Origin of the sequence: Nonomuraea angiospora (genome assembly GCF_014873145.1) — a bacterium.
GTDB classification, from domain to species: domain Bacteria; phylum Actinomycetota; class Actinomycetes; order Streptosporangiales; family Streptosporangiaceae; genus Nonomuraea; species Nonomuraea angiospora.
Genome location: NZ_JADBEK010000001.1, coordinates 2,028,783 through 2,053,264, shown reverse-complemented (window position 1 = coordinate 2,053,264; position 24,482 = coordinate 2,028,783). Strand labels below are relative to the sequence as shown.

The 24,482-nt window shown below is 74.5% G+C and carries 20 protein-coding genes; 19 read left to right on the top strand and 1 reads right to left on the bottom strand.

The window, feature by feature from the left end; all coding sequences use genetic code 11:
* Positions 1-94: 94 nt before the first annotated feature.
* Positions 95-622 (top strand): pyridoxamine 5'-phosphate oxidase family protein, encoded by a 528-nt coding sequence (locus H4W80_RS09350; RefSeq protein WP_192784724.1) that lies wholly within the window; start codon positions 95-97, stop codon positions 620-622.
* Positions 623-669: 47 nt separating this feature from the next.
* Here H4W80_RS09350 and H4W80_RS09345 read toward each other — a convergent pair whose 3' ends face one another.
* Positions 670-1,146, bottom strand: coding sequence for a DUF3592 domain-containing protein (locus H4W80_RS09345; protein ID WP_192784723.1), 477 nt, complete (start codon positions 1,144-1,146; stop codon positions 670-672).
* Between the two features lie 154 nt (positions 1,147-1,300).
* On the opposite strand from H4W80_RS09345, the gene H4W80_RS09340 reads away from it, so the two are divergent.
* From H4W80_RS09340 to H4W80_RS60430, 18 genes are all read left to right on the top strand, one after another.
* Entirely contained in the window at positions 1,301-2,797 is a 1,497-nt protein-coding gene (locus H4W80_RS09340) for a phage tail sheath family protein (RefSeq protein ID WP_192784722.1), read from the top strand.
* A 25-nt stretch (positions 2,798-2,822) separates the two neighbouring features.
* Positions 2,823-3,353, top strand: coding sequence for a phage tail protein (locus H4W80_RS09335; protein WP_192784721.1), 531 nt, complete (start codon positions 2,823-2,825; stop codon positions 3,351-3,353).
* Between the two features lie 11 nt (positions 3,354-3,364).
* The gene (locus H4W80_RS09330) at positions 3,365-4,003 is read left to right on the top strand and encodes a hypothetical protein (protein ID WP_192784720.1); all 639 of its coding nucleotides are present in this window, start codon (positions 3,365-3,367) and stop codon (positions 4,001-4,003) included.
* The gene (locus H4W80_RS09325; RefSeq protein ID WP_192784719.1) at positions 4,000-4,671 is read left to right on the top strand and encodes a hypothetical protein; all 672 of its coding nucleotides are present in this window, start codon (positions 4,000-4,002) and stop codon (positions 4,669-4,671) included. Before H4W80_RS09330 ends, H4W80_RS09325 begins: the two co-directional genes overlap by 4 nt.
* 67 nt (positions 4,672-4,738) lie before the next feature.
* Entirely contained in the window at positions 4,739-5,926 is a 1,188-nt protein-coding gene (locus tag H4W80_RS09320; protein ID WP_192784718.1) for a Pvc16 family protein, read from the top strand.
* Positions 5,923-8,127, top strand: a complete 2,205-nt coding sequence (locus H4W80_RS09315; RefSeq protein ID WP_192784717.1) for an ATP-binding protein — start codon at positions 5,923-5,925, stop codon at positions 8,125-8,127. Before H4W80_RS09320 ends, H4W80_RS09315 begins: the two co-directional genes overlap by 4 nt.
* Positions 8,124-8,357, top strand: a complete 234-nt coding sequence (locus tag H4W80_RS09310; RefSeq protein WP_192784716.1) for a hypothetical protein — start codon at positions 8,124-8,126, stop codon at positions 8,355-8,357. Before H4W80_RS09315 ends, H4W80_RS09310 begins: the two co-directional genes overlap by 4 nt.
* Positions 8,354-9,034: a hypothetical protein gene (locus tag H4W80_RS09305; protein ID WP_192784715.1), complete on the top strand. Its 681-nt coding sequence runs from the start codon at positions 8,354-8,356 to the stop codon at positions 9,032-9,034. Before H4W80_RS09310 ends, H4W80_RS09305 begins: the two co-directional genes overlap by 4 nt.
* Positions 9,034-9,348, top strand: coding sequence for a LysM peptidoglycan-binding domain-containing protein (locus H4W80_RS09300; RefSeq protein WP_192784714.1), 315 nt, complete (start codon positions 9,034-9,036; stop codon positions 9,346-9,348). Before H4W80_RS09305 ends, H4W80_RS09300 begins: the two co-directional genes overlap by 1 nt.
* Entirely contained in the window at positions 9,338-10,447 is a 1,110-nt protein-coding gene (locus H4W80_RS09295) for an ATP-binding cassette domain-containing protein (RefSeq protein WP_192784713.1), read from the top strand. The genes H4W80_RS09300 and H4W80_RS09295 overlap by 11 nt, the downstream gene beginning before the upstream one ends.
* Positions 10,448-10,457: 10 nt before the next feature.
* A complete protein-coding gene (locus H4W80_RS09290; RefSeq protein ID WP_225963335.1) occupies positions 10,458-11,045 on the top strand; it encodes a phage baseplate assembly protein V in 588 nt (195 codons plus the stop codon).
* A gap of 14 nt (positions 11,046-11,059) precedes the next feature.
* Positions 11,060-11,404, top strand: coding sequence for a hypothetical protein (locus H4W80_RS09285; RefSeq protein ID WP_192784712.1), 345 nt, complete (start codon positions 11,060-11,062; stop codon positions 11,402-11,404).
* Complete coding sequence (locus H4W80_RS09280) at positions 11,401-11,769, top strand: GPW/gp25 family protein (RefSeq protein ID WP_192784711.1); 369 nt, start codon at positions 11,401-11,403, stop codon at positions 11,767-11,769. Before H4W80_RS09285 ends, H4W80_RS09280 begins: the two co-directional genes overlap by 4 nt.
* Positions 11,766-14,351 (top strand): putative baseplate assembly protein, encoded by a 2,586-nt coding sequence (locus tag H4W80_RS09275; protein WP_192784710.1) that lies wholly within the window; start codon positions 11,766-11,768, stop codon positions 14,349-14,351. Before H4W80_RS09280 ends, H4W80_RS09275 begins: the two co-directional genes overlap by 4 nt.
* Positions 14,352-14,456: 105 nt before the next feature.
* Positions 14,457-16,943 (top strand): putative baseplate assembly protein, encoded by a 2,487-nt coding sequence (locus tag H4W80_RS09270; protein ID WP_192784709.1) that lies wholly within the window; start codon positions 14,457-14,459, stop codon positions 16,941-16,943.
* On the top strand, positions 16,940-19,006 hold the full coding sequence (locus H4W80_RS09265; protein WP_192784708.1) for a phage tail protein: 2,067 nt from the start codon (positions 16,940-16,942) through the stop codon (positions 19,004-19,006). Before H4W80_RS09270 ends, H4W80_RS09265 begins: the two co-directional genes overlap by 4 nt.
* 10 nt (positions 19,007-19,016) lie before the next feature.
* A complete protein-coding gene (locus H4W80_RS09260; protein WP_192784707.1) occupies positions 19,017-20,339 on the top strand; it encodes a DUF6519 domain-containing protein in 1,323 nt (440 codons plus the stop codon).
* Between the two features lie 2 nt (positions 20,340-20,341).
* A complete protein-coding gene (locus H4W80_RS60430; RefSeq protein WP_225964658.1) occupies positions 20,342-24,337 on the top strand; it encodes an eCIS core domain-containing protein in 3,996 nt (1,331 codons plus the stop codon).
* Positions 24,338-24,482: the final 145 nt, after the last annotated feature.

The following is a 24,482-nucleotide window of genomic DNA, read 5'->3' as shown; positions in this document are numbered from 1 at the left end:
TAAGGTGTCGGGTTTCGGGTCCAGCATGGATTCTCCGGTCGGCGTCGACGGCTGACGCCGACCGGTTCACGAATAGACAGAGACAAGGACCTCCATGCGCGAAACGCCCGAAGAGCTCAAAGAACTCCAGGCTCTCCTCGAAGCCTCCCTCTCCCGTTCCACCTCGCACCTCCGCTCGATCGTCACCGAGCGCACGCTGACCGCGGAGCAGCTCACCCGGATCCTGACCGGCATGTGCACGCTCGCCCTGTCCACCGTGACGGCGAAGGGCGAGCCGCGGATCAGCGGCGCGGACGGGCACTTCCTGCACGGCAAGTGGCACTTCGGCACGGCGCGCAACGCCGCCAAGGCCCGCCACCTCGCCGCCCGCCCCGCCGCCAGCGTCGCGCATATGCGCGGGGAGGACCTGGGCGTGTTCACCCACGGCACGGTCGAGATCCTCAACCCCCTGGACGGCGAGCCGGCCGCGGACTGGCCGGACCTGCTCGCGTACTTCAAGGACTTCTATGGCGACGACGCCTTCGACTGGGTCGACGACGTGGTCTACTACCGGCTGCACCCGCACTGGATGACCGTCTACGCCCCCGACATCGCGAAGCTCACCACGACGCCCCGGCCCTGATCCGGGCGAGGGTCACGGGGCGGGGGACGGGAGCGCGTCCAGGTCGATCAGGTTGCGATCCGGGTCCGCGGCCGGGTGATCCGCCGTCCCTTGACGAACAGGACCGTCCCGATCGGGGTGAACACCACCCCCAGCCCGCCGACGATCAGCGGAGCGAGGAACGCCGACCAGAACGACGCGATCCGCGCGTCGGACGGATCGTCCGGGTCGTAGGCGACGGGGACGCTTTCGCCTTTCTCATGGGACGGCGGGTTGCTGCCGGTGGAGCTCTGGAACGCGTACCGCCTGCCGCCGACGGTGAACTCCACGGTCGGGTACCACAAGGTGGTCCTGCGCGTGTGGCCGTCGGAGCTCCGGGTCGTGCTGGTCCGCGCGGTCAGCCCGGCCACCGTGCCGTCGGTCCGTCCGGCCGAGGCCAGGAAGCCCGCCGTGGAGGCGGCGAGCGCGATGCCGACGCAGAGCAGCACCAGCCCGATCAGACCGAAGATCCCGCCCACGATGGTGAAGAGCCGTCCGTTACGCATAGGACGAGTGTGCCCGATCGTCCCCACGAGGCCGGCGGGAGGCGCATCGCGCGGGCCGCAGTGATGGCGCAGTGACGGTGGGGTGACGGCCGGGTTATGGCCTGGGCCGACACTACCGGCAGAGGGCTCTGCGGCTACGGGACGAGGAAGGCCGATGGCGACGAGATTCACCTATCCCGGTGTCTATCTTGAGGAGATCGAGAGCGCGGTCCGGCCGATCGTCGGCGTCGACACGTCCGTGGCGGCGTTCGTCGGCCTGGCTCTGGAGGGGCCGCGCACGCCGACGACGATCAACAGCTGGACCGACTACGACAGCACCTTCGGCGGGCTGTGGACCGGCAGCGAGCTGAGCTACGCGGTCTACCAGTTCTTCCTCAACGGCGGCGCCAAGGCGATCGTCGTACGGGTCGGCGGCGACACCCAGTACGCCGCCATCGACCTCGGCGACGGCGTCAAGCTGCGGGCCAGGACCCCGGGCACGGCGGGCAACACGCTGACGGCGACCGTCAAGCACGACGCCGCCGACAGCAAGCACTACACCCTGACGATCAAGGTCTCCGGCAGGACGGCCGAGACGTACGAGGTCTCCGTCGATCCGGCCCTGCGGGGCAGGTGGCTGGACCGGGCGCTGGAGACCTCCCGGCTGGTCGGGCCGGCCGACGGCGGCGCGGTCGACAAGCGGCCCGCCGAAGGGGACAAGACCGCCACCCAGGCGGCCGACGTGACGCTCGACCTCGTCGACGTGATCGGCGACCCGGTCCGGCGCACCGGCATGCAGGCCCTGCTCGACGTGCCGATCTTCAACCTGCTGGTGATCCCGCCGCAGCTCGCGCCCCCCACGTCCGGGACCGACGACAGGGACGCCCGCTGGGCGCCGGTGATCGACGCGGCGGCCCGGCTGTGCGTGGACCGCAGGGCGATGCTGCTGCTCGACCCGCCCTTCTCCTGGACCAGCGTCGCCGACGCGACCTCGGGGGCGGGCGCGGGGCTGCCGGTCACCGGCGTCGCCGGGCGCAACGCCGCCGTCTTCTACCCGCGCCTCACGATCTCCGACCCGGCGGGCGGCCCCGACCTGACCGTGGGGCCCATCGGCACCGTGGCCGGGGTGTTCGCCCGTACCGACACCCTGCGCGGGGTGTGGAAGGCGCCGGCGGGGGTGGACGCGGCGCTGGCCGGCGTACGTTCGGCGACCGTGGCGCTGACCGACGCGGAGAACGGCGGCCTCAACCCGCTGGGCGTCAACTGCCTGCGCACCTTCCCTGTCTACTCGCACGTGGTGTGGGGGGCGCGGACCTGCCGGGGCAACGACGAGGTGGGCGACCCGTGGAAGTACGTGCCCGTCCGCAGGCTCGCCCTGTTCATCGAGGAGACGCTGTTCCGGGCCACCAAGTGGGTGGTGTTCGAGCCCAACGACGAGCCGCTGTGGGCCTCCATCCGGCTGAACGTCGGCGCCTTCATGGACGGCCTGTTCCGCCAGGGCGCCTTCCAGGGCAGGACGGCCAGGGAGGCGTACTTCGTCAAGTGCGACCGGGAGAACAACCCGCAGGCCGACATCGACGTCGGCGTCGTCAACGTGGACGTCGGCTTCCAGCCGCTGAAACCCGCCGAGTTCGTGCGCATCCGGATCCAGCAGAAGCGTCCCGACGCCTGACGATCGGCCAGTCCCAAGGAGCGACATGGTTCAGTTCTCCGTCAACACCACTCGCCTGGACCCGTACAAGAACTTCAAGTTCCGGGTGAAGTGGGACAACAAGTACGTCGCCGGGATCAGCAAGGTCAGCGCGCTGCGCCGGACCACGGAGGTCGTCGAGCACCGCGACGGCGGCGACCACTCCAGCTCGCGCAAGTCGCCGGGCCGCACCAAGTACGAGCCGATCACGCTGGAACGCGGGGTCACCCACGACCCCGAGTTCGAGCAGTGGGCCAACAAGGTGTGGAACTACGCCAACGCCCAGGCCGGCCCCGACCAGCGCGACCGCGAGGTGGCGCTGGCCTCCTTCAGGAAGGACCTCGTCATCGAGGTCTTCAACGAGGCGGGCCAGAAGGTGCTGGCGTACCAGGTCTTCCGGTGCTGGGTCTCGGAGTTCCAGGCGCTGCCCGACCTCGACGCCAACGCCAACGCCATCGCGATCCAGCACCTGAAGCTGGAGAACGAGGGATGGGTGCGCGACCTGAGCGTCACCGAGCCCACCGAGCAGGACTCCTGAGGGGCGGTCCGGTGACAGTGGTGGCCGGTGCCGCTGAGCTGCTCGACGCGTGGGAGGCGGGCTGGGACCGCACGCCGCTGGAGCGGGGCCTCGCCCTGCTCGCGGCCGGTACGGGCCGCTCCCCGGGCGAGCTGGCCCACCTGACCGTCGGGCAGCGCGACCGGGCTCTGTTCGAGCTGCGTGCCGCGCTGTTCGGCTCCAGCCTGGACGGCGTGTCCACGTGCCCGGAGTGCGGCACGGACGTGGAGGTCTCCTTCGACCAGGAGCAACTGCTCGACCCGCCGGCCTCGGCGCCGTGCCGGCTGCCCACCAGCGCCGACCTTTCCGCCGCGCTGTCCGAGCGCGACCCGTGCGAAGCCCTCCTCGGCCGCTGCTCCGAAGCGGGGGACGCCGAGAAGACGGCCGCGGCCTGGGCCGCGGCCGACCCGCTGGTGGACGTCGAGCTGTGCCTGTCGTGCCCCGACTGCGGGCGGGAGTGGGCCGAGTCCTTCGACATCGTCAGCTATCTGTGGTCGGAGCTGGACGGCTGGTGCCGCAGAACCCTGCTGGAGGTGCACGACCTGGCCGCCGCCTACGGCTGGACCGAGCCGCAGGTCCTCGCGCTGAGCGCCTGGCGGCGGCAGTGCTACCTGGGGCTGGTGAGATCGTGAGCGGCCTGGTCCAGCGGTTGATCGCGCGCAGCCGCGAGCCGGTGACCGGCATCCGCCCCCGCCCGGCCTCGCTGTACGAGGACCAACCGCCGATGACCCGCGCCCAGGCCGAACCGCCCGCCTTGTTCGACGCGCCGGACCCCGCCCGGCCGACCGGCGTCCCCGCGACGAGACTCCAGCGACCCGCGGCGCAGGAGGCGGACGTGTACGCGGAGCACGAGATCCAGGTGGAACGGTCCCCGCGCGCCCCTCGGGAAGCCCGCCACGAGCGGACGCCGCCTCTGACCGAGCCCGAGGCGGCGGACCCGGCCGGCGCGGTCCGGGCGGCGCGCGCCGCGCGCCGCGCCCCCGCCGCCCCGCCGCGGCCACACTTCCCCGCTGACCGGCCCGACTCGCCGCTCCCCGGCCTCGCCGAAGCCGGGCGCGCGGCGGGCGCACCCCTGCTACGGGTCGCCGCGGGCCCCGTGCTCGCCGCCCCGGCCCGGCCTTCGCGGGCACAGACGGCGCAGGACGCCCCCGCGCCCCCGGTGGTCGAGATCTCGATCGGCCGGCTCGAGGTACGCGCCCCGCAGGCCCAGGCCGCCCCGCAGGCCAGGCCGCCGCGCAAGGACCACGCCTCGGTGCTCCAGAGGTACCTGCGCGGCCGGAGCAAGGGGGAGCTGGCATGAGCGAGCGAAGCGAGCGACCCATCAAACACAGCCAACTGTTGCTCATGCGACCGACGAAGGAGGGCGCATGAGCAATTCCCTCGCCATCGCCGCCGTGACCGCCGCGCTGCGCGCCAGGATCTTCAACCGGCTCGGCGGACCGCAGGTGACCGTCGTGCCGCCGGACCGCGCGCCCGACGAGGTCAACGGCGACCACGTGAACCTGTTCCTGTACCGCACCGACATGCACCCCTCCTTCCGTAATGCCGACCCGCCCGGCGCGCCGCCCGGGGAGTCGCCCAGGCCGCTGCTCCCGCTGGTCCTGCACTACCTGCTGGCCGCTTACAGCAACGACGAGGGCACCGCCCACGAGCTGCTCGGCGCGGCGATGCTGGCCCTGCACGACACCCCGATCCTGCCGGGGGAGGAGATCCAGGCCGCCACGGCGATCCCGCTGCCCGGCAGCGACCTGCACCTGCAGCTCGAGAACGTGAAGGTCAGCTTCGAGTCGCTGAGCCAGGACGACATCGCCAAGATGTGGACCGCGTTCGCCACGCCGTACCGGGTCTCGGCGTCCTACCAGGTCTCGGCGGTGCTCATCGACAACCCCGCGCCCGGCGCCGCGCCGCTGCCCGTGCTCAAGCGCGGCCCCGACGGCAGGTCGCCGGTCGCCCACCCGGACGCCGCCTCGCCGTTCCCGGCGCTCACCGGCATCCGGTACGGCGTGCCGGGCAGCCCGGTCGCGCTGCCCGGCGAGACCGTCACGCTGAGCGTGCGCAACCTGCCCGCGGGCGCGCTCGTCGCCCACCTGCGTCATCTGCGGGTGCCGGCCACGGCCGAGGTCCACCTCCCGTCCCCGGGAGCCGGCGAGGTCGCCGTCGCGCTGCCCGCCACCGGGCTGCCCGCGGGACCGTGGGCGATCTCCCTGACGCCCGCGTCCGGCGGGGTGCCCACCAACGAGGTCCCCCTGGCCGTCGCCCCCGAGATCGTCGCCCTCGCCGCCACCCCGGCCGGCGGCACCCCGGCCAGGACCACGGTGACCGCCACCGTCGCCGATCCGGTGCTGGTCGGCCAGCAGGCGGCCGTCCTCGTGGGCGGTCTGCACCTGCCGGTGCCCCTGCTGACCGCCGGCACCGGCACGCTGTCGGTCGTCGCCGCGATCCCGCCGGGCACGTACAAGGTCCGCGTCCGCGTGGACGGCGTGGACACCGACATCGTCGACCGCGCCACGGGCGCCTTCAAGACCGGCCCCACGGCCGAGGTGGTGATCCCATGACCGACGCGCCCGCCTGGGAGCAGGCCAACGGCGCCTACCTGAAGGCGTCCCTGGACTGGCTGGCCGTCCGGCTCGCCGGCCTCACCCCGCCGCCCCTGCGTCCCGCCGCTCAGCCATCTCAGCCGGAGCCGCTCGGGTCGAAGTGGGGGTGGCGAAGGCCCCGTGATCGCTCCGCCACTGACGCGCCCTCCACCGGCGCAGAGGCAGCGCGAGAGGCCGCGGCGCCGTCGGACGCGCGGCGAGGAGCGGCGCAGGCGGCGGACGCGCGGCAGAGCACGCCCAAAGCGACGGCGGGCGCGCGGCAGGGGGCGGCCGAGGTGACGGCGGGCGGGCGGCAGGGGGCGGCCGAGGCGATGGCGGGCGCGCGGGAGGCCGCGGCTCGGGCGATGGCGGGCCTCGGGGCGCCCGCCCTGGCGCAGATCGCCGAGCGGCTGGGGCTGAGCGACTTCGAACGGGACGTGCTGCTGCTGTGCGCCGCCCCCGCGATCGAGCCCGGCATCACCGCGCTGATCGCCGCGGCGCAGGGGGAGCCCGCCCCCACGTTCGCCCTGGCGCTGCGCCTGTTCGACGACGCCCGCTGGGACGTGCTCTCGCCCGAGCGGGGCCTGCGGTTCTGGCGGCTGGTGGAGCCCGTGGGCGCGGGCGCCCAGCCGCTGGCCGCCGTGCCGCTGCGGGCCGACGACCGGATCGTCGACCTGATCAGAGGGCTCAACCGGCTCGACGAGCGGCTGACGGGGCTGGTCGAGCACCGTCCCGACCCGGCGGCGGGCCTCGGGCTGCCCCGCTCGTCGCAGGCCGCGGTGGACGCCCTGGTCGGCGCGGCGCTGACCGACACGCCCGATGGCCGCTTCCCGGTGATCCAGCTGCTCGGCGGCGACGAGCCGAGCAGCGAGCTGGTCGCCGTACGGGCCATGGCGCTGCTCAACCGCGAGCTGTACCACCTGCCGGTCGGCGCGCTCGTGGCGGCGGGGACGGACCAGGACCTGGTGGCCAGGCTGTGGCAGCGCGAAAGCCTGCTGCTGCCGATGGCGCTGCTGCTCGACGCCGTGGACGCCGACCTGGCCGACCCGGCCACGGCCACGGCGCTGCGGCGCTTCCTGTCCCAGGCGGGCGGGCTCGTCCTGCTGGCCACGCGCGAGGTGTGGCCGGTCACCGACCGGGCCACGTCGGTGGTGGACGTCAGCCGGCCGACGCTCGCCGAGCAGGCCGAGCTGTGGGCGGCCGCGACCGGGCTGCCTCTGGAGGGGGTGCCGCGCACGCTGGCCGGCCAGTTCCGACTGAGCGTGCCCGCCGTCCACCGCATCGCCACCGCCCTGCGGCCGGTCATCGACGCCCCCGACGGGCGGGCGCGCCTGTGGGCGGCCTGCCGCACCTCGGCCAGGCCGAGGCTGGAGGCCCTGGCCCGGCGGACGGTGCCGCAGGCCAGGTGGGAGGACCTGGTGCTGCCCGGCGAGCAGACGGAACTGCTGCGCGGGCTCGTCGCCCAGGTGCGGCACCGCGCCACGGTCATGTCCGCCTGGGGGTACGGAGAGCGCAGGGCACGCGGCAACGGCGTCACCGCGCTGTTCAGCGGCCCGAGCGGGACGGGCAAGACGTTCGCGGCCGAGGTGCTCGCCCACGAGCTGGGCCAGGACCTCTACCGCGTCGATCTGTCGGCCGTGGTCGACAAGTACATCGGCGAGACCGAGAAGAACCTGCGCAGGGTCTTCGACGCGGCGGAGGACGGCGGCGCGCTGCTGCTGTTCGACGAGGCCGACGCGCTGTTCGGGCGCCGCAGCGAGGTGCGCGACAGCCACGACCGCTACGCCAACATCGAGGTCAGCTACCTGCTCCAGCGGATGGAGGCCTACGAGGGGGTGGCGGTGCTGGCCACCAACCTGCGTGCCGCGCTGGACCCGGCCTTCCTGCGGCGGCTGCGGTTCGTCGTCGACTTCCCGATGCCGGGGCGGGAGGAGCGCGGACGGCTGTGGTCGGCGGCCTTCCCCGCGGGCGTGCCGCTCGGCGACCTCGATCTCGACGCGCTCGTGGACCTGCCGGTCACGGGCGCCGCCGTACAGGCGATCGCGCTGGGCGCGGCGTTCCTCGCCGCGGACGCCGGCGGGCCCGTGGACACCGCGACGGTGCTCGCCGCGGCGCGGACGGAGTTCCGCAAGCTGGGCCTGCCGCTGACGGTCCCGCACCCCGAGCGGGTGGGCCGGTGACGCGCATCGTGCTGCACATCGACAGGGTCGTGCTGGAGTCGGCGGGCCACTCCCGGCAGGAGCTCATCGACGCTCTGACCGAGGCCGTACGGCGGGAGCTGGCGGACGGGCCCGCGGGACCCGCTCGCCGGCGGCGGCTGAGCGTGGAGGCCGCCGACGGCTCCACGCCGGGGCTGGCACAGGCCGTCGTCGCCGGGATCCGCGGACTGGCGGGAGGCGGGCAGCGGTGAGCGCGCAGTTCGCACCGGGGACGCCCGTGGTGCCGAGGGGCGGGCTCGTCCTGCTCGACCCCGCCGACGGCACGGTGCTCAGGGTCATCACCCTGCAGTACAACCCGGACACCATCACCCGCACGCTCCAGCCCCAGGGCGTGGGCGCCGAACCCGGCGACCGCAGCGAGGCGCTGCGGCTGCGCGGGCCCGCGCACGAGACCATCAAACTCGAAGCGGAGCTCGACGCGACGACGCAGCTCGAAGACCCCTTCGCGCCGGGCAACGACGCCGTCGCCGCGTACGGCCTGCTGCCCGTCCTGGCCACGCTCGACCTGCTGGTGAACCCGACGGCCGGCGCCCTGATCGCGCAGGACGAGGCGGCCCGCAACGGCGCCTTCGAGATCGTCCCCGTCGAGTCGCCGCTGACGGTCTTCGTGTGGAGCCGCGACCGCGTGGTGCCGGTCAGGCTCACCGAGTTCACCGTCACGGAGGAGGCGTTCGACTCCAACCTCAACCCGATCAGGGCCAAGGTGTCGCTGTCGATGCGCGTCCTCACGGTCGACGACCTGGGGTTCACCCACCGGGGGAGCGGCCTGTTCATCGGCCACCAGCGGCGCCGCGAGCAGCTGGCCGCGCTGCACCCGTCCGACCAGCTGCGCGCACTCGGCCTCGACGGCCCACCAGGAGGCACCTGATGTTCACCGCGACCAGCCGCTACCAGGGGATCGAGATCGCCGCCCACCGGCCGGAGGGCGGGGAGCCGATCCCGTACGTGCGCCGCAGGTTCCTGCCGGACCGGCGCAGCCTCACCGTGATCGCCGTGCACGTGGTGCGCGACGGCGACCGCCTGGACCGGATCGCCGCGCTGCACCTCGACGACCCCGAGCGCTTCTGGCAGATCGCGGACGCCAACCCCGTGCTCGACCCCGCCGACCTCACCGCCCGCCCGGGGCGGCGGCTCGACGTCGCCCTGCCCACCGCGACCACCGGGAGCCCGCATGGCTTCTGAGCTGCTGCTGTCGCTCAGGCTCGGCGCGGTGCTGGCCGAGCAGGTGCCGCGCGAGGTCGTGGACGCGCTGCTGTCGGTGCAGGTGAGCGAGGGCGTGGGCCAGCCGGGCGGGTTCCGGCTGTCGTTCGGCATGGGCAAGCGGTCGCTGCTGTTCCGCGAGCTGCTGCCCTCGGGGGCGCTCGACCCGCCGGCCAGGGCGCAGATCGTCGTGACGATCAGAGGCCAGGCGACCGTGCTGATGGACGGCGTCGTCACGCGGCACGACGTGACGCCGTCCGCCGAGCCCGGACAGGCGCGGCTCACGCTCACCGGCGAGGACGTCTCCCGGATGATGGACATCGTCGACCTCACCGGCGTCCCGTACGTGGGCCTGCCGCCGGAGGCGCGGGTCGCGATGATCTGCGCCAGATATCCGATGTACGGGCTCGTCCCGAAGATCGTGCCGAGCGTCTACCTGGCCACCCCGAACCCGCTGGAGTCCGTACCCGCCCAGCAGGGCACCGACCTGGCCTACGTCAAGGCGCTCGCGGCGCAGGCCGGCTACCACTTCTCCATCGAGCCGGGACCGGCGCCGGGCGTCAACTTCGCGTACTGGGGCCCGCTGGTCAAGGCCGGGCCGCCGCAGCCGGCCCTGTGGGCCAACGCCGACGCGACCACCAACGTCGAGACGCTGACGTTCACCTTCGACGGGTTCTCCGCGACGCAGTACGTGGCGCTGATCCAGGAGCCGGTCACCAAGTTCCCCGTCCCCGTCCCGATCCCGGACATCACCCCCGTCAACCCGCCGATGGGCGCCCGCAAACCGCTGCCGCTGAAGGCGTCGGTGGTCAGGGGCCTGGCCAAGCTGTCGCCCCTGCAGGCGGCGGGGGTCGCGCTGGCCAGGGCCGCCGACGGCTACGAGGTCATCGGCGGGCAGGGCACGCTGGACGTGCTGCGCTACGGCCGGCCGCTGCGCGCCCGCAGGCCCGTCACCGTGCGCGGCGCGAGCCCCGGCTACGACGGCACGTACTTCGTCAAGAGCGTCACCCACGACATCACGCGCGGCGCCTACACCCAGCAGTTCACCCTGACCCGCAACGCGTTTCTCCCCCTGCCGTAAGGACCCTGCCATGACCATGGACGAGCTCGGGTACGTCGAGTCCCCCGGCTTCTTCGGCCCCGCCGAGCGCGAGGACGCCGAGCCGCCGGGCACCAAACGCTTCTACGGCAAGTACCGGGGCGCGGTGCTGGACAACTACGACCCCCTCGGCAAGGGGCGGCTGCTGGTCAGCGTGCCCGACGTGCTCGGCCTGCTGCCGTCGTCGTGGGCGATGCCGTGCGTGCCGCTGGCCGGGCTGCAGATGGGCGTCTTCGCCGTGCCGCCGCCGGGTGCGGGGGTCTGGGTGGAGTTCGAGCAAGGCAACCCCGATCATCCCATCTGGGTGGGCTTCTTCTGGGGCAGCCCGGCCGAGCCGCCCGCCACCGCCAAGCTGCTGACCCCCAAGGCGCCCGCGCTCCTCATCGAGACCACCGGCAAGAGCAAGATCGCCCTGTCCGACACCCCGGTGGCCCCGATGAAGGGCAGCGGCGTGCTGCTCCAGTCCCAGTCGGCAGCGATCACGGTCGACACCTCGGGCGTGACCATCACCGCGCCGGCGATCAACCTCGTCGGGCTCGTCAACATCAACAACGGCGCGCTCGTCGTCAAGCCGGCCTGAGAGGGGTGCCGACGATGCCGGGTTTCCTGCTGACCGTCGCCTCCCAGGTGACCTGCCTGCACCAGGGCAAGGCCACGATCGTCCCCGGCCAGAGCGCGGTGCTGGCCGGGGGCGCGCCGGTGGTGACCGTCGCCGACGTGGTCGCGGTGGCGGGCTGCTCGCTGTCGGGCGCGACCCCGCCGAGCCCCTGCGTCACGGTCGACTTCGCCCTGGCCGCCTCCACCCGGGTCTTCGTGCTCGGCAAACCGGTCGTCCTGGAGCCCGCGGGGCCCGGCGCCGGTGTCAGCCAGTCGGCGGCCAAGGCCCCCCAGGGCACGCCGGTCATCACCTCGACGCAGGTCAGGGCGGCGGGATCATGAGCACCCACCTGGACTTCCCGTTCCACGTCGACGCGCACGGCAGGTCGGCCACCACCACGGACGAGGACCACGTGCGCGACATGGTCGAGCAGCTGCTGTTCACGATCCCGGGGGAGCGGGTCAACCGGCCCGACTTCGGCACCGGCGTCCTGCGGCTGGTCTTCGCCCCCAACAGCCCCGAGCTGGCCGGGGCCGTCGAGTACACCCTCCAGGCCGCCCTGCAGCAGTGGCTGCCCGACGACCTGCGGGTCGAGCGCGTGGACGTGCGGGCCGAGGAGGGGGCGCTGCTGGTGTCGGTGGCGTACGTGCTGCTGCTGACCGGGGAGCTCACCTCGGTCACCGTCGAACGGAGGACCGGGCCATGACGGCCGACGAGGGCTGCCCGCCCCGCGCGCGGCGGGAACGGGACCGCGCCCGCGGATGGGGCGGCATCGCGGGCGTGCAGGTCGACAACGAGGCGCGCACGCTGCGGCTGCTGCTGTTCGGCAAGGCCCCCGAGCCCGCGCCGGAGGCGGACGACGTCGCCATCACCGGTCCCGGGCGCGTGGTGCGGGCCGTCCACGTCGAGGTGGCCGCCGCGCGGGCCGGTCGCTACGACGAGCTGGTCGTCCACCTCGACCGGCTCGGGGACCGCTCGCCGTACGAGGTGGAGCTGGCCGGCGTCCAGGACCTCGACCCCCGCTACGCCCGCGCCGCCTTCACCTTCGCCGGCGACTGCGGCGAGGAGAGCGACTGCGGCGCGACGGTGCCCTGCCCGCCGGGCGAGGAGGACCCGGCGGTCATCGACTACCTGGCCAAGGACTACGCGAGCTTCCGCCGGCTGATCCTGGACCGGCTCGCGCTGACCTCCCCCGCCTGGACCGATCGGCAGATCCCCGACCTGGGCGTCACGCTCGTCGAACTGCTCGCCTACGTCGGCGACCAGCTCTCCTACCGCCAGGACGCGGTGGCCACCGAGGCTTACCTGAACACGGCCCGGCTGCGGACGTCGGTGCGGCGGCACCTGCGGCTGGTCGACTACCGGATGCACGACGGCTGCAACGCGCGCACCTGGGTGCACCTGGAGGTCGAGGAGCCCGGGGTCCTGCACGCGGGCGCCTACCGGTTCGTGACGGCGGTCCCCGCGCTCGGCGGCCGCCCGATGGTCTCGGAAGGCGAGCTGCGCCGCCTCGCGCCCGGCGGCGGCTACCAGGTGTACGAGCCGGTGACGGCGCACGACGTGGCCGTCAGCCCGGCCCGCAACCGCATCCGGCTGTGGACCTGGGGCGGCGAGGAGTGCTGCCTGCCGCGCGGCGCGACGGCCGCGACGCTGGTGGACGGCTGGTGCGACGAGGAGCGGTCGGAGCGGCTGCTCGGCCTCTGCCCCGGCGACGTGGTGATCTTCGAGGAGGTACGCGGCCCCCTGACCGGGGTGCCGGGCGACGCGGACCTCACCCACCGCCACGCCGTCCGGCTGACCGAGGTCGAGGAGCTCGACGACCCGGTGTACGACCAGCCGCTGCTCCGGGTGCGCTGGGCGTGCGCCGACGCGCTGACGTTCGACCTGTGCCTGGCCGCCGTCGGCGGCGAGGAGTGCTGCCTGTTCGAGGACGTGAGCGTGGCCAGGGCGAACGTGGTCCTCGTGGACCACGGCGCCACCGAGACCGGCACGCTGACCGTGCCCGGAGGGGAGCCCGGTCCCGTGCGGTGCGAGGGGCTCGGCCGCCCGGAGCGCGACCCCGTACGGGTGCGCTTCGAGCCCGTGCTGCCGCACGCGCCCCTCACCCGGCGGGCGCCCTACCCCGCTCCCGAGACCGTCGCGGAAGGCCAGGCCCTGACGCTGGCCCGGATCCCCGCCGACACGCGGCCGCGTCAGGCCGCCAGGCTGGCCCGGCTGACCGCCCAGGCCCGCCTCGGCCTGCCGCTGGACGCCGCCGACGCGGCCGAGGTGGCCGCCACCTGGGGCGCCGGCGCGGGGCTCGACCCGGCCGAGCCGGTCGCCGCCGGTCCCGCCGCCGCCGCGCTCACCCAGGACCCGCGTACGGCACTGGCCCAGCTGTGGCTCACCTCCGACCGCGAGAGGTGGACGGTGCGGGCCGACCTGATCGGCAGCGGCCCCGAGGACCGGCACGTCGTCGTCGAGGTGGACGACGAGGGCGGCTCGCACCTGCGCTTCGGCGACGGCGGGCACGGCCGCGCGGTCCGCCCCGGCCAGCGGTTCGACCTGCGCCTGCGGGTCGGCAACGGGACGGCCGGCAACGTCGGCCCCGAGGCGGTGGCCCACCTGGTGGCCGCGCGCCCCGTCGCGGTGCCGGTGACCGGCGTACGCAACCCGCTGGCCGCCACGGGCGGCATCGACCCCGAACCGGTCGCCGACGCCCGCCTGCTCGGCCCCACCGCCTACCGGCACCGCCTGGTACGCGCGGTCACCGCCGAGGACTACGCCACGATCGCCGCCGCCCAGCCGGGAGTCCTGGGCGCGGCCACCGACCTGGCCTGGACCGGCGGCTGGTACGAGGCCGACGTGGCGATCGACCCGCTGCGAGGCCGCTGCGGCGAGGAGTTCCCCCTGGAGGCGGTGCGGACCCGGCTGGAGCAGGCCCGGCGGATCGGGCACGATCTGCGGGCCGGCCCGCCCCGGCCTGTCGCGGTCGACCTCGGGCTGCGCCTCTGCCTGGCGGCGACCGCGCCCCGCTCGGCCGTCACCGTCGCGCTGCGGGCCAGGCTCGGCGACGCGCCGGGCGGCATGTTCGACCCCGACCGCCTCACCTTCGGCACCGGCCTGTACGTGAGCCGGATCCTGGCCGAGGCCATGGCCGTGCCGGGCGTGGTGTCGGCGAGCGTCGTCCGGCTGGCCCGCACGGTCTCCACCGGGCCGCCCGTGCCCGCCGGCGGCGCGCTCGCGTTCGGCCCGCTGGAGATCCCCTCGGCCGGGACGTTGACGCTGGATCTCGTGGGAGGGCGGTGAGCCGGTATGAGCTGCGGTGAAACGGCGGGATGCTGCGGTCGGTGCGCTTCGGGCACACCATCGCCAACGGCCAACCCGCCGGGGCGGTCGAGCCTGAGCGTCCGGGTGGGCACCCGGGCGGCGTTCCTGGCCAGGATGATCGGGCGGCTGGCCTCCGCCGACCATCCCGAGCTGGCCAGGCTGACCACGCGCGCGCCCGACGACCCCGCGCTGGCGCTGCTGGACGCGTGGGCCTGCGTCGGCGACGTGCTGACCTTCTACCAGGAACGCATCGCCGACGAGGGCTACCTCGCGACGGCCAAGGAGCGGCGCTCGCTGGTGGAGCTGGCCGCGCTCGTCGGCTACCGGCCCCGGCCCGGGCTGGCGGCCAGTGCCTGGCTCGCCTACACCCTCGACCCCGACCCCGCCGGCCCGCTCGTGCGGGTGCCCGCGGGCGCCAGGGTGCAGAGCGTGCCCGACCCCGGCGCCAAGCCGCAGATCTTCGAGACGGCCGGGGAACTCGTGGCCCGCTCGTCGTGGGGCGCGCTGCCGCCCAGGCTGCGCCGACCCACGCGGCTGACCCGCTGCCGCGCGGCCTCCCTGCGGGTGGTGCACGTCGAAGGGGTCGCCACCGGGCTCGCGCCCAACGACCGCCTGCTCTTCCACTTCACCGACGGGTCGCCCCTGCTGAGGATCGTCGAGTCGGTGGAGACCGACCTGGACGCGCAGGTGACCGCCGCCAGGCTCCAGCTGTCCCCGGCCGGGGTGGCCGAGGACGGTGAGGAGGAGACGGAGTTCGTCCGGCTGGAGGTCCTGCGGGCCAAGGCGGCCACGTTCGGCGCCGCCGCCCCGCTCCCGCCCGCGACGCGCGGCGGCGTGATCGGCGAGGCCGCCGCGGACGACCCCGACTGGGAGCTCGACGAGAGCCTGTACGGCTCCGACGCGGGCGCGCGCACCCTGCTCCCGCTCGACGCCGACTACCCGCGCATCCTGCCGGGGAGCTGGATCGTGGTGGTCTCCGGCGACGGCCTCACGCACGTCAACCTCGTCAAAGAGGTGCGCACGCTGGGCCTGGCCCGCTACGGCGTCTCCGGCAGGGTGAGCGCGCTCGTGCTGGCGGCGCCCTGGTTCCCCGAGCAGCGGGGCGACGCCGGGCGCTCTCTGGCCGAGCTGCGCGGCTACACCTTCTACGTCCAGGCCGAGCCCCTCGCCCTGGCCGACGAGCCGATCACGGGGCCCGTCGAGGGCGGCTCGATCGACCTCGGCGTGGTGATCCGGGACCTGCCGACCGGCCGCACGATCGTCGTGTCCGGGATGCCGCAGGACGCCGGCCCGCTCACCCCGCCGGGCGGCGAGGTCGCGCGGGTCATCGGCACCCGGCGGGTCTCCTCGTCGGGGAGCGTGCCGGACCACACCGTGCTGGACCTCGCGGCCCCGCTGCGCGGCAGCTATCGCCGCTCCACCGTCACCGTCTGGGCCAACGTCGTCCGCGCCACCAACGGCGAGACGAAGCTCGAACCCGCGGCGGGCAGCGGCGACGCCGGCACGGCCGGCCAGCGCTTCACCCTGGGCCAGCAGCCGCTGACCTACGTCGCCACCCCCGACGCCGACGGCGCCGAGGCGGAGCTGATCGTCAGGGTGGGCGGGATCGCCTGGCACGAGGTCCCCGAGCTGGCCTGGGCGGGGCCGCCCGAGCGGGCCTACCAGGTGAGCGTGGACGCCGCGGGCGGCGCGACCGTCGAGTTCGGCGACGGCAGGCGCGGGTCGCGGCTGCCCACCGGCACCGGCAACGTGGCCTTCACCTACCGCGTGGGCATCGGCACGGCGGGCAACGTGCGCGCCGGGCAGCTCAGCCAGCTGCAGACCAAACCGCTGGGCGTCAGCGCCGTGACCAACCCGCTGCGCGCGAGCGGCGGCACCGGCCACGACGCGGACCCGGCGCTGCGCGGCCGGGCGCCGCTGCCCACGCTGGCCATGGACCGGCTGGTGGGCCTGCGCGACTACGCGGACTTCGCCCTGGCCCGCGCGGGCGTCGGCAAGGCCGTGGCGACCCGCCTGAGCGCGGGCGGCAGGGAACTGGTCCACCTGACCGTCGCGGGCGTGGACGACGCGCCGATCGAGCCGGACTCCGACCTCCTGCGCGGCCTGCTCGCCGCCTGCCGCCGCTACGGCGACCCCGGCGTGCCGGTCGCCGCGGCGCCGCGCACCCTGTGGAACGTCGTCCTGGAGGCGAACGTGTGGATCGACGCCGACCATGCCCCCGACCGGGCCCCCGATCGGGCCCCCGACCTGGTCGGCCCGCAGGCCCGCGCGGCCCTGGAGTCGGCGTTCGGGTTCGACGCGCGGACCCTCGGGCGCGGCGTGTACCTGTCCGAGGTCGTCGCGGCGCTCCAGCGCGTGCCCGGCGTCGCGTTCGCCGACGTCGTACGGCTGGGCGCCACCCTCGGCACGACCGCCCAGGACGCCGCCGCCGTCACCGGCGTGGCCGACCGGATACCCGCGAGAGCGGCCAGGACCGGGGCCGACGGCGTCCGCGTCGATCCCGCCGAGCTCGTCCTGATCACACCCGGCCTGGACGGGTTCGTCGTCCTGCACGTGGAGGTGGCCCGATGACCCGCGACGAGCTGGCCGCGCTGCTGCCCGCCATCCACCGCAGCAGGGACGAGGAGCAAGGCCACCCGCTGCGGGCGCTGCTGCGGGTCATCGAGGAGCAGGTGCGCGTCATCGAGGACGACCTCGACACCTGGTACGCCAACTGGTTCGTCGAGACCTGCGACGAGTGGATCGTGCCGTACCTGGCGGCCCTGGTCGGCATCGAGCGGGAGGGCGTCTCCCGCGCCGAGGTGGCGGACGCGGTGGCCGTACGCCGCCGCAAGGGCACCGCCGCCGCGCTGGAACAGCTCGCCTTCGACGTCGCCGGCCGGCCCGCGCGGGCGGTGGAGACGTACCGGCTGCTGGTGCGCGACCAGCACCTGCGGCACCTGCGGCCGGACCGGCCGGCCACCTTCGACGTGCGCGACCTCGTCGCCTGCGAGCGCGTCGGCGGGCCCTTCGACACCGCCCCCAGGCTGCCCGATGTGCGCCGGATCAACAGCGAGCTGACCAGGGGCCTGCCCAACATCCCCAGCCTGGCGCTGTACGTGTGGCGGCTGCTGTCCTTCCCCGTCACCCGGGCCCCGGCGTTCTGCGTCGACCAGCGCTACAGCCGCTACCTGGTCAACGTGCTGGGCATCGACACCCAGCTGTTCGCCCCGCAGGGGACCGGACCGAAGGCCGCCCACCTGTCGGGACCCGCCGACCTGCCGGAGCCGATCGGCCGCGAGGAGTTCGCCGCGGCCGTGACCGAGTACTACGGTCCTGGCCGCGCCCTGCGGATCTGGCGCGACAGCCTGGACGACCCCGTCCCCGCGAGCCGGATCGTCGGCGCCGACCTGAGCGACTGGCGCTACCGGCCCCAGCCGGGCCAGGTCGTCGTGGACCCGGTGCTGGGCCGGATCGCCTTCCCGCCGGACGAGGCGCCGGAGGAGGGCGTGTGGGTGAGCTGGTGCTACGGCTTCAGCGAGCGCATGGGCGGCGGCGCCTACGCCAGGGCGACCGCTCCGGCCGGTGAGCGCCGCCGGTACGTCGTCGGCGGCGACGGGTTCGGCTCGATCACCGCCGCGCTCCGGCAGTGGCAGGAGGACAAGGAGGCCGACCCGTCGCTGCGCGACGCGCTCGTGGAGATCGTCGACTCGGCCGACTACACCGAGGCGCTCTGCGTCGAGCTGGACCCGGACGAGCGGCTGGAGCTGCGGGCGGCGCCGTACCAGCGGCCGGTCATCAGGCTGCTCAACCAGCGGGCCAACAGGTTCGACGCGCTCTCGGTGCGCGCCCGCTCCAAGACCCCGCCGCCGGGCGGCGACGCCGACTGCCCGCCGCCCTCCGCGCGCCGCCCGCGCCTGCTCCTGGACGGGCTCGTGATCTCCGGCCGCAGCGTCGACATCACCGGGCAGGTGGGCGAGGTGACGATCAGGCACTGCACCCTCGTGCCCGGCTGGGAGCTGGACGACCGGTGCGAGCCCCGCCACGGCGAGGAGCCGTCGATCGAGCTGCGCCGCACCACCGCCCGCCTGCGCGTCGAACGGTCGATCGTCGGCACGATCCTCGTCGACCAGGACGAGACCGCGGGGGAGCCGCTCATCGTCGAGGCGTACGACTCGATCATCGACGCGACCGGCCGGGAGCTCGCCGCCGTGACCGGCGTGGACGCCAGGAACGCCTACGCCGAGCTGACCCTGCGCCGCTGCACCGTGCTCGGCCAGGTGCGCGTCTACCTGCTCAGGCTCGCCGAGGACAGCATCGTGACCGGCTGCGTCCACGTGGCCAGGCGCGACGCCGGCTGCGCGCGCTACTCCTACCTCTCCTACGCCTGCCACGGCGGCCCGCCCCGCTACCGGTGCCCGCCCGACTCGGACCACCGGCTGCGGCCCAGGTTCGCCGGCGTCAGGTACGGCACGCCCGGCTACGGCCGGCTGCACGAGACCTGCGCCGACGCCATCCGCGCAGGAGCGGAGGACGGCGCCGAGCTGGGCGCCTTCCACGACCTGTTCGAGGCGCGCAGACTCGCCAACCTCGTCGACCACCTGGACGGGTTCGTCCCCCTCGGTGTCGATGCCGCCGTCATCAACGCCACCTAGGGAGAGCGCAGTGCACGGAGACTTCTCCAACATCACCTTCTCGCCGGAGCGCGGCTACTCCGCGGTCTTCGCCCTGCAGGGCAGGGTCGGCCTGGACGCCAACCGCAACGAGCAGACCGCGCTCCTGCTGCACCAGCTGCGCGGCGCGCTGGCCGACCTGATGGGCCCCCACGCCGGGCCGGCGGGCCCCGCGCTGGGCTTCGCCGTCGCCGACCCGGCCGTGGCGGACTTCACCATCGGGGCGGGCCGCTATTACGTGAACGGCATCGGCGTCGAGAACCCGGCCGAGACCACCTACGCCAAGCAGCCGCACGCCGTGCTGGACGTCGGAGGCGCCGACCGGCTGCCCAAGGGCAGCTACCTGGTCTACCTGAAGGTCTGGGAGCGGCACGTCACCGAGGTGGAGGACCCCACGCTGCACGAGCCCGCGCTCGGCCCGCACCACCCGGACACCAGCAGCCGCGCGCAGGTGGTCTGGCAGGCGCGCGCCGTGCCCGTGCCGACCGGCGACGTGCCGGTGGAGACCTGGGTCGCCGACTGGATCGCCGCCGCCGCGTCGACGGAGCACCGGGGAGTGCTCCAGGTACGCGCCACGCGCCCGCACGAAGCCGACGACGACCCGTGCACCGCGCCGTCCGACGCGGGATACACCGGGGAGAACCAGCTCTACCGGGTGGAGATCCGCAGCGGGGGCACCGCCCGGGAAGGGGCGAGCTTCGCCTGGTCGCGGGACAACGGCTCGGTGATCTACCCGGTCCTGGCGAGCGACGGGCCCGTGGTCCAGGTGAGCACTCTGGGCCGCGACCGGCACACCACGCTGGAGGTCGGCCAGTGGGTGGAGGCCGTGGACGACGCCGTCTCGCTGCGCCGCGAGCTGGGCCGGCCGCGTCCTGCCGCGCCGCTGCGCCAGGTGGTCGACGTGGACGTGGACCTGTCGACCGTGACCTTGGACGCGCCGCCGCCCGCGATCGACCGGCGTCGCCACCCGTACCTGCGGCGCTGGGACCACACGCCGCCCGGCAAGTCCCCCGACGGGGCCGTTCCGGTGACCGAGGCGCAGGCGGCCAGGAAGGACGCGGGGTGGATCCCGCTGGAGCGGGGCGTCGAGGTGCGCTTCCTCACCGGCGAGCGCGGCAACCCGCACCGCTACCGCACGGGCGACTACTGGGTCTTCCCCGCGCGCCGCACCCTGGGCGACGTCATCTGGCACCATCCCCAGGGGCGCGGCCCGCACGGCGTGGCCTACCACTACGCGCCGCTGGCCGTCGTCGAGGGCGACGCGGTCACCGGTTGGCGGACGTCGTTCGCGCTGCCGCTCACGCACGGCCTGTGACGATGGCGGCCGGCGACCGGCGTGCCGAATCCGCGCGGGCCTCGGCGCCCGTCCCCGCCGCGGCCCGCAGGGAGCTGGCGCGCAGGGGCGAGCCGCTGGACCGGGCGACGCGTACGGCCATGGAGCAGCGGTTCGGGCAGGACCTCAGCCAGGTCAGGGTGCACTCCGACGGCCCGGCCGGGAGATCGGCGCGCGAGCTGGGCGCCCGCGCGTACACGGTCGGTGAGCGGATCGTCTTCGGCCCCGGCAGGTTCGCGCCGCACACCCCCGACGGCAGGCACCTGCTCGCCCACGAGCTGGCCCACGTCATCCAGCAGCGCGGCGGCGCGGGCCCGCGGCCGACCCGCCACGCCGGGCTCGAGGCCGCGGCCCACGCGGCGGCCGACGCGATGGCCCACGAGAGCGGCCCGGTGGCGGTGGGCGGCAGCGCGTCGGTCGGGCTGGCGATGGCGGAGGAGACGGGGGGACCCGCGAGCCCGGAGGACGTCGAGGCGCTCGGCCGGCTGCGGGAGTTCCAGGACGCCGCCGACCTGCGGGCGACCGAGCTGATGGAGGGGGTCGTACGGAAGAGCCTCGCCCGGTGGGAGGCGGGCCAGGCGGCGAAGACGGCCAAGGCGGAGAAGGAGGGCAAGCCGCCGCCGGTGGACGAACGCACTCCTGAGGAGCGTCGCGAGGCGGCGGAGGGCTCCATCCGGGGAGATGTAACCGTCACCGTGGGTTACGCCGTGGACGAGCAGGGCAACCTGCACGAGCTCGTCACCACCAGCAAAGGCAGCCGCCGCAAGCTCGTGGACCTGGGGCCGAGCGAGACGTGGGTCAAGGCCGTCCGCCTGAAGAAGCAGCAGCCGGAGGCTCCCGATCACGAGCCCGCCGGACCGGCTCCCGCCGCCAAGCCCGCGCCTTCGCCCGCTCCCGTACCGGTGCCCGCGCCCGGGTCGGCGCTCGCGCACGCCCACGAACCCGCGCCCGAGTCCGAACCGGTGCCCGAGTCGGGAGTGGTGCCGAAGTCCGAACCGGTGCCGCTGTCGGGAGTCGTGCCGAAGACCGCTCCGGCGTCCCAGCCGGGACCGCGTCTCGTGGACCAGCATGAGGGCGGGACCGCCGAAGGCGAGACGTCCGAGGCGGACGAGCCGAAGCGCAGGCGTACGGCGGAGCAGGCGCGCAAGGACGCGGAGGCGAGGCTGGTGGCCCACGCGGCCAAGCACGGCCTCAAGCTGATAGCGGTCGGCGCCAGCTCGCTGATCTGCCCGCACTGCGCGGCCAAGCTCGGGCTGGCCGGCGCCACCACCGGCACCGGCCGGGCCAAGGACCCGCTGCGCGAGCACGTGCCCGCAAACCTCTCCCCGGCTCTGGAGGCCATCAAGAAGCTCCCGCGCAAGCCGCCGCGGCCCGAACCGGTCGTCGAGCAGCGCCGCCCGGCCCGTCCCGAGGCGCCCCCGCCCCCGAAGCCGCGGCGCAGGATCGTGAGCCTCCCGGTCCCGGCCGATGCGGACGACGGGATCCTCCAGCAGGCACAGACCCAGCCGAAGGCGCCCAAGGCCAGGCCGAAACCGGAAGCTCCTCAGGCGGCCCCCGCCCCCGAACCGGCCAAGCCCCCGGCACCCGCCACCACGGCACCGAAAACCCCCACAACCCCAGCGCCCGCCCCCGCGCCCGCGCCTGGTACGGCGCCGAAAGCGACTGAGGCCACGTCCAAGAGCACGAGAACGACGACGGTGGCACGGAACGAGGGCAGCCTGACCCTCACCCGCAGCAAGGACACCAGCACGGGGACGTTCGACGAGCAGGGCAGGCTCCAGCAGGGGACCCGGACCGCCGGCCAGGCGAGCGCCGGCCTCGTCGCCGGTCCCGAGGGGTTCGGCGGGCAGGGAGCGGCGAGCGCGCAGCGGACCACCGCGTACGGCAACGGCTTCACCACGACGAAGTCCGTCGCGGGCAACGCCCGCGTGGTGGTGAAGGCCACGCGGGTGGAGGCGACGGAGCCGCCGGCGTACCAGCTCATGGTGACCGTCACGATCGGCGCGTCCGGCACGGTGGGCGGCGGGGCGGGACGGAAGGGCACGGCGAACGCGTCGCTGTCGGTGACGGGGTCGGTGACCGGGACGTTCGTCCACCGGTTCACCGAGGAGGAGACCAGGCGCTACCTCGGGGACCTGGCCCGCGACGGGTCGGGCGGCGCGGAGCAGGAGCTGCGGATCGTCAACCTCGTCGCGCGCGGCGGCGTCGACGACGCGCGGCAGCTGCTCACCACCCTGGCGGCCCCGCTGTCGGCCGCCGAGGCGGCCAGGCTCGGCGAGGGCGACCAGGCGAGCCTGGAGGCCAGGAAGGGCCTCGGCGGCTCGCTCGGCGTGAGCGGCGCGGGCAGATCGCCGGTCGGTGCCGAGGTCTCCTACAGCAGGAGCAGGTCGCTCAAGCGCACGGTGGCGCGCAGGGGCGGGGCCGTGCTCGTCACGGTCGAGGTGGTGTCGGAGAGCGCGAAGTCCATCGGCGCGTCCGGCTCGTCGGGCGCCGTGAGCGGCGGCCTCAGCTACGGCAGGACGACGTCGGAAGGCCGGGCGGTCACCTTCCGCCTGAACCCGGGCGACCCGGACTACCAGAACAGGTTCGACCGGATCCTCGCGGTCGACGGCGCGGCCGAACTGGCCGCCCTGGCCGCCGCCGACCCCACCCGGGTGGCGGGTACGGAGACCGGCAGCGGCTGGTCCACCACGCTGACCCCCAAGGTGGGCGTCGCGGGGCTGGAGGCGTCGATCTCGACCACCCATTCCTTCTCGGAGAAGACGGTCGCCGACGAGACGGGCACGCACCGGCTGTTCGCCGGGGCGACGGGCGGCGGCCTCAAGGCTGGGGCGGCGTCGGGCCCCCAGCTCGAGTATCAGACCGAGCAGGCCGTCACCGCCGCCGTCGGCCCCGGGAACAAGGCCACGGGCGACGTGAGCACCACGACCTCGGAGACCGACCTGGGCGTCTCGGCCCGCGCGCTGGCCTCCGCCGCCGACCAGTCACCCATCGCCAGTGCGCTCAAGCTGGCCACCGGCGGCAGCAAGCTGCTCCAGTCCCGCACCGAGGTGATCGGGATGAAGCTGTCGGACGACGACTTCGCGGCCATCGCGTCGATCTCCCGGGAACCCGGCAGGTGGAACCACGCCTTCCGCGGCCGGATCGCGAGCTTCCAGGACTGGCAGCGCCTCGGCCGCAGGATCGCCGCCGCCGGCGGGGACCGGGAGGCGATGAGCCGCGCGCTCGCCGAGTACGCCAGTGACAACGACGGCGCGTCCGACGCCGTGCAGGCGGTGGTCCGGCCGCAGGGCCAAGCTGAGGGCGGGGTGCGCTACGACTGGCCGGCCGAGCTGGCCAAGGAGCGGGAGGCGTTCGAGACGATCGTGGTGGGCGACCGGGTCGCCCAGCTCAGGGCCCGCGCCGCGGCCGGGGCCTTCGAGGAGGCCCAGGCGGGCCTCAAGGCCGACAACCTCAGGCTCGACAGGGCCGCCAGGGCCATCACGGCCGCCTCCGAGCAGTTCACCGACGTGGCGGCGGTGGCCGAGATGCTGCGCAGGATCGGCGACCGGCAGACGGAGATCCGCGCCGAGCTGCGCAGGCTCAAGACGGCACTGGCGCCCGCGCCCGCGCAGAAGGAGACGGTGGGGCCTCCGCCCGCGCCCGCTCCTGACGCCGACGCGATGGAGGAGCGCAACGCCAGGATCCGGAGCCTGATCCCGGCCCTGCTGACGCTGCGCGATCAGGAGAGGGCGGTCTTCGCCGAGGTGCGCAAGGAGCTCGAGCACCCGCCGTGGTACCGGGGCCCGGATGTCATCGCCGCCATTCAGTCGCTGAACAAGCTCAAGCCGGTCTACACGCAGTGGGACCCGCTGGTCGACCGGCTTCGCGAGGTCTTCCGCGAACGCGGCGAGGACGGGTCGCGCGCCGACGGCTACGCCCCCGACCGCAGGACCTACGAGGCGCTGCGCCGCCATCCGGAACTCACCAAATACGGCTGAATAACTGCCGGTGTTTCGACGGTGAATGGGATGTTCGGCAGTTTCAAGATGAATTTAACGGTCGCCGGAGTGTGGCTCAAAAGCCCAGTTCATGGCCGATTTGGCAGTTGAATTCCATCCCAAGATTGCCGTCTGATGGCGCCCT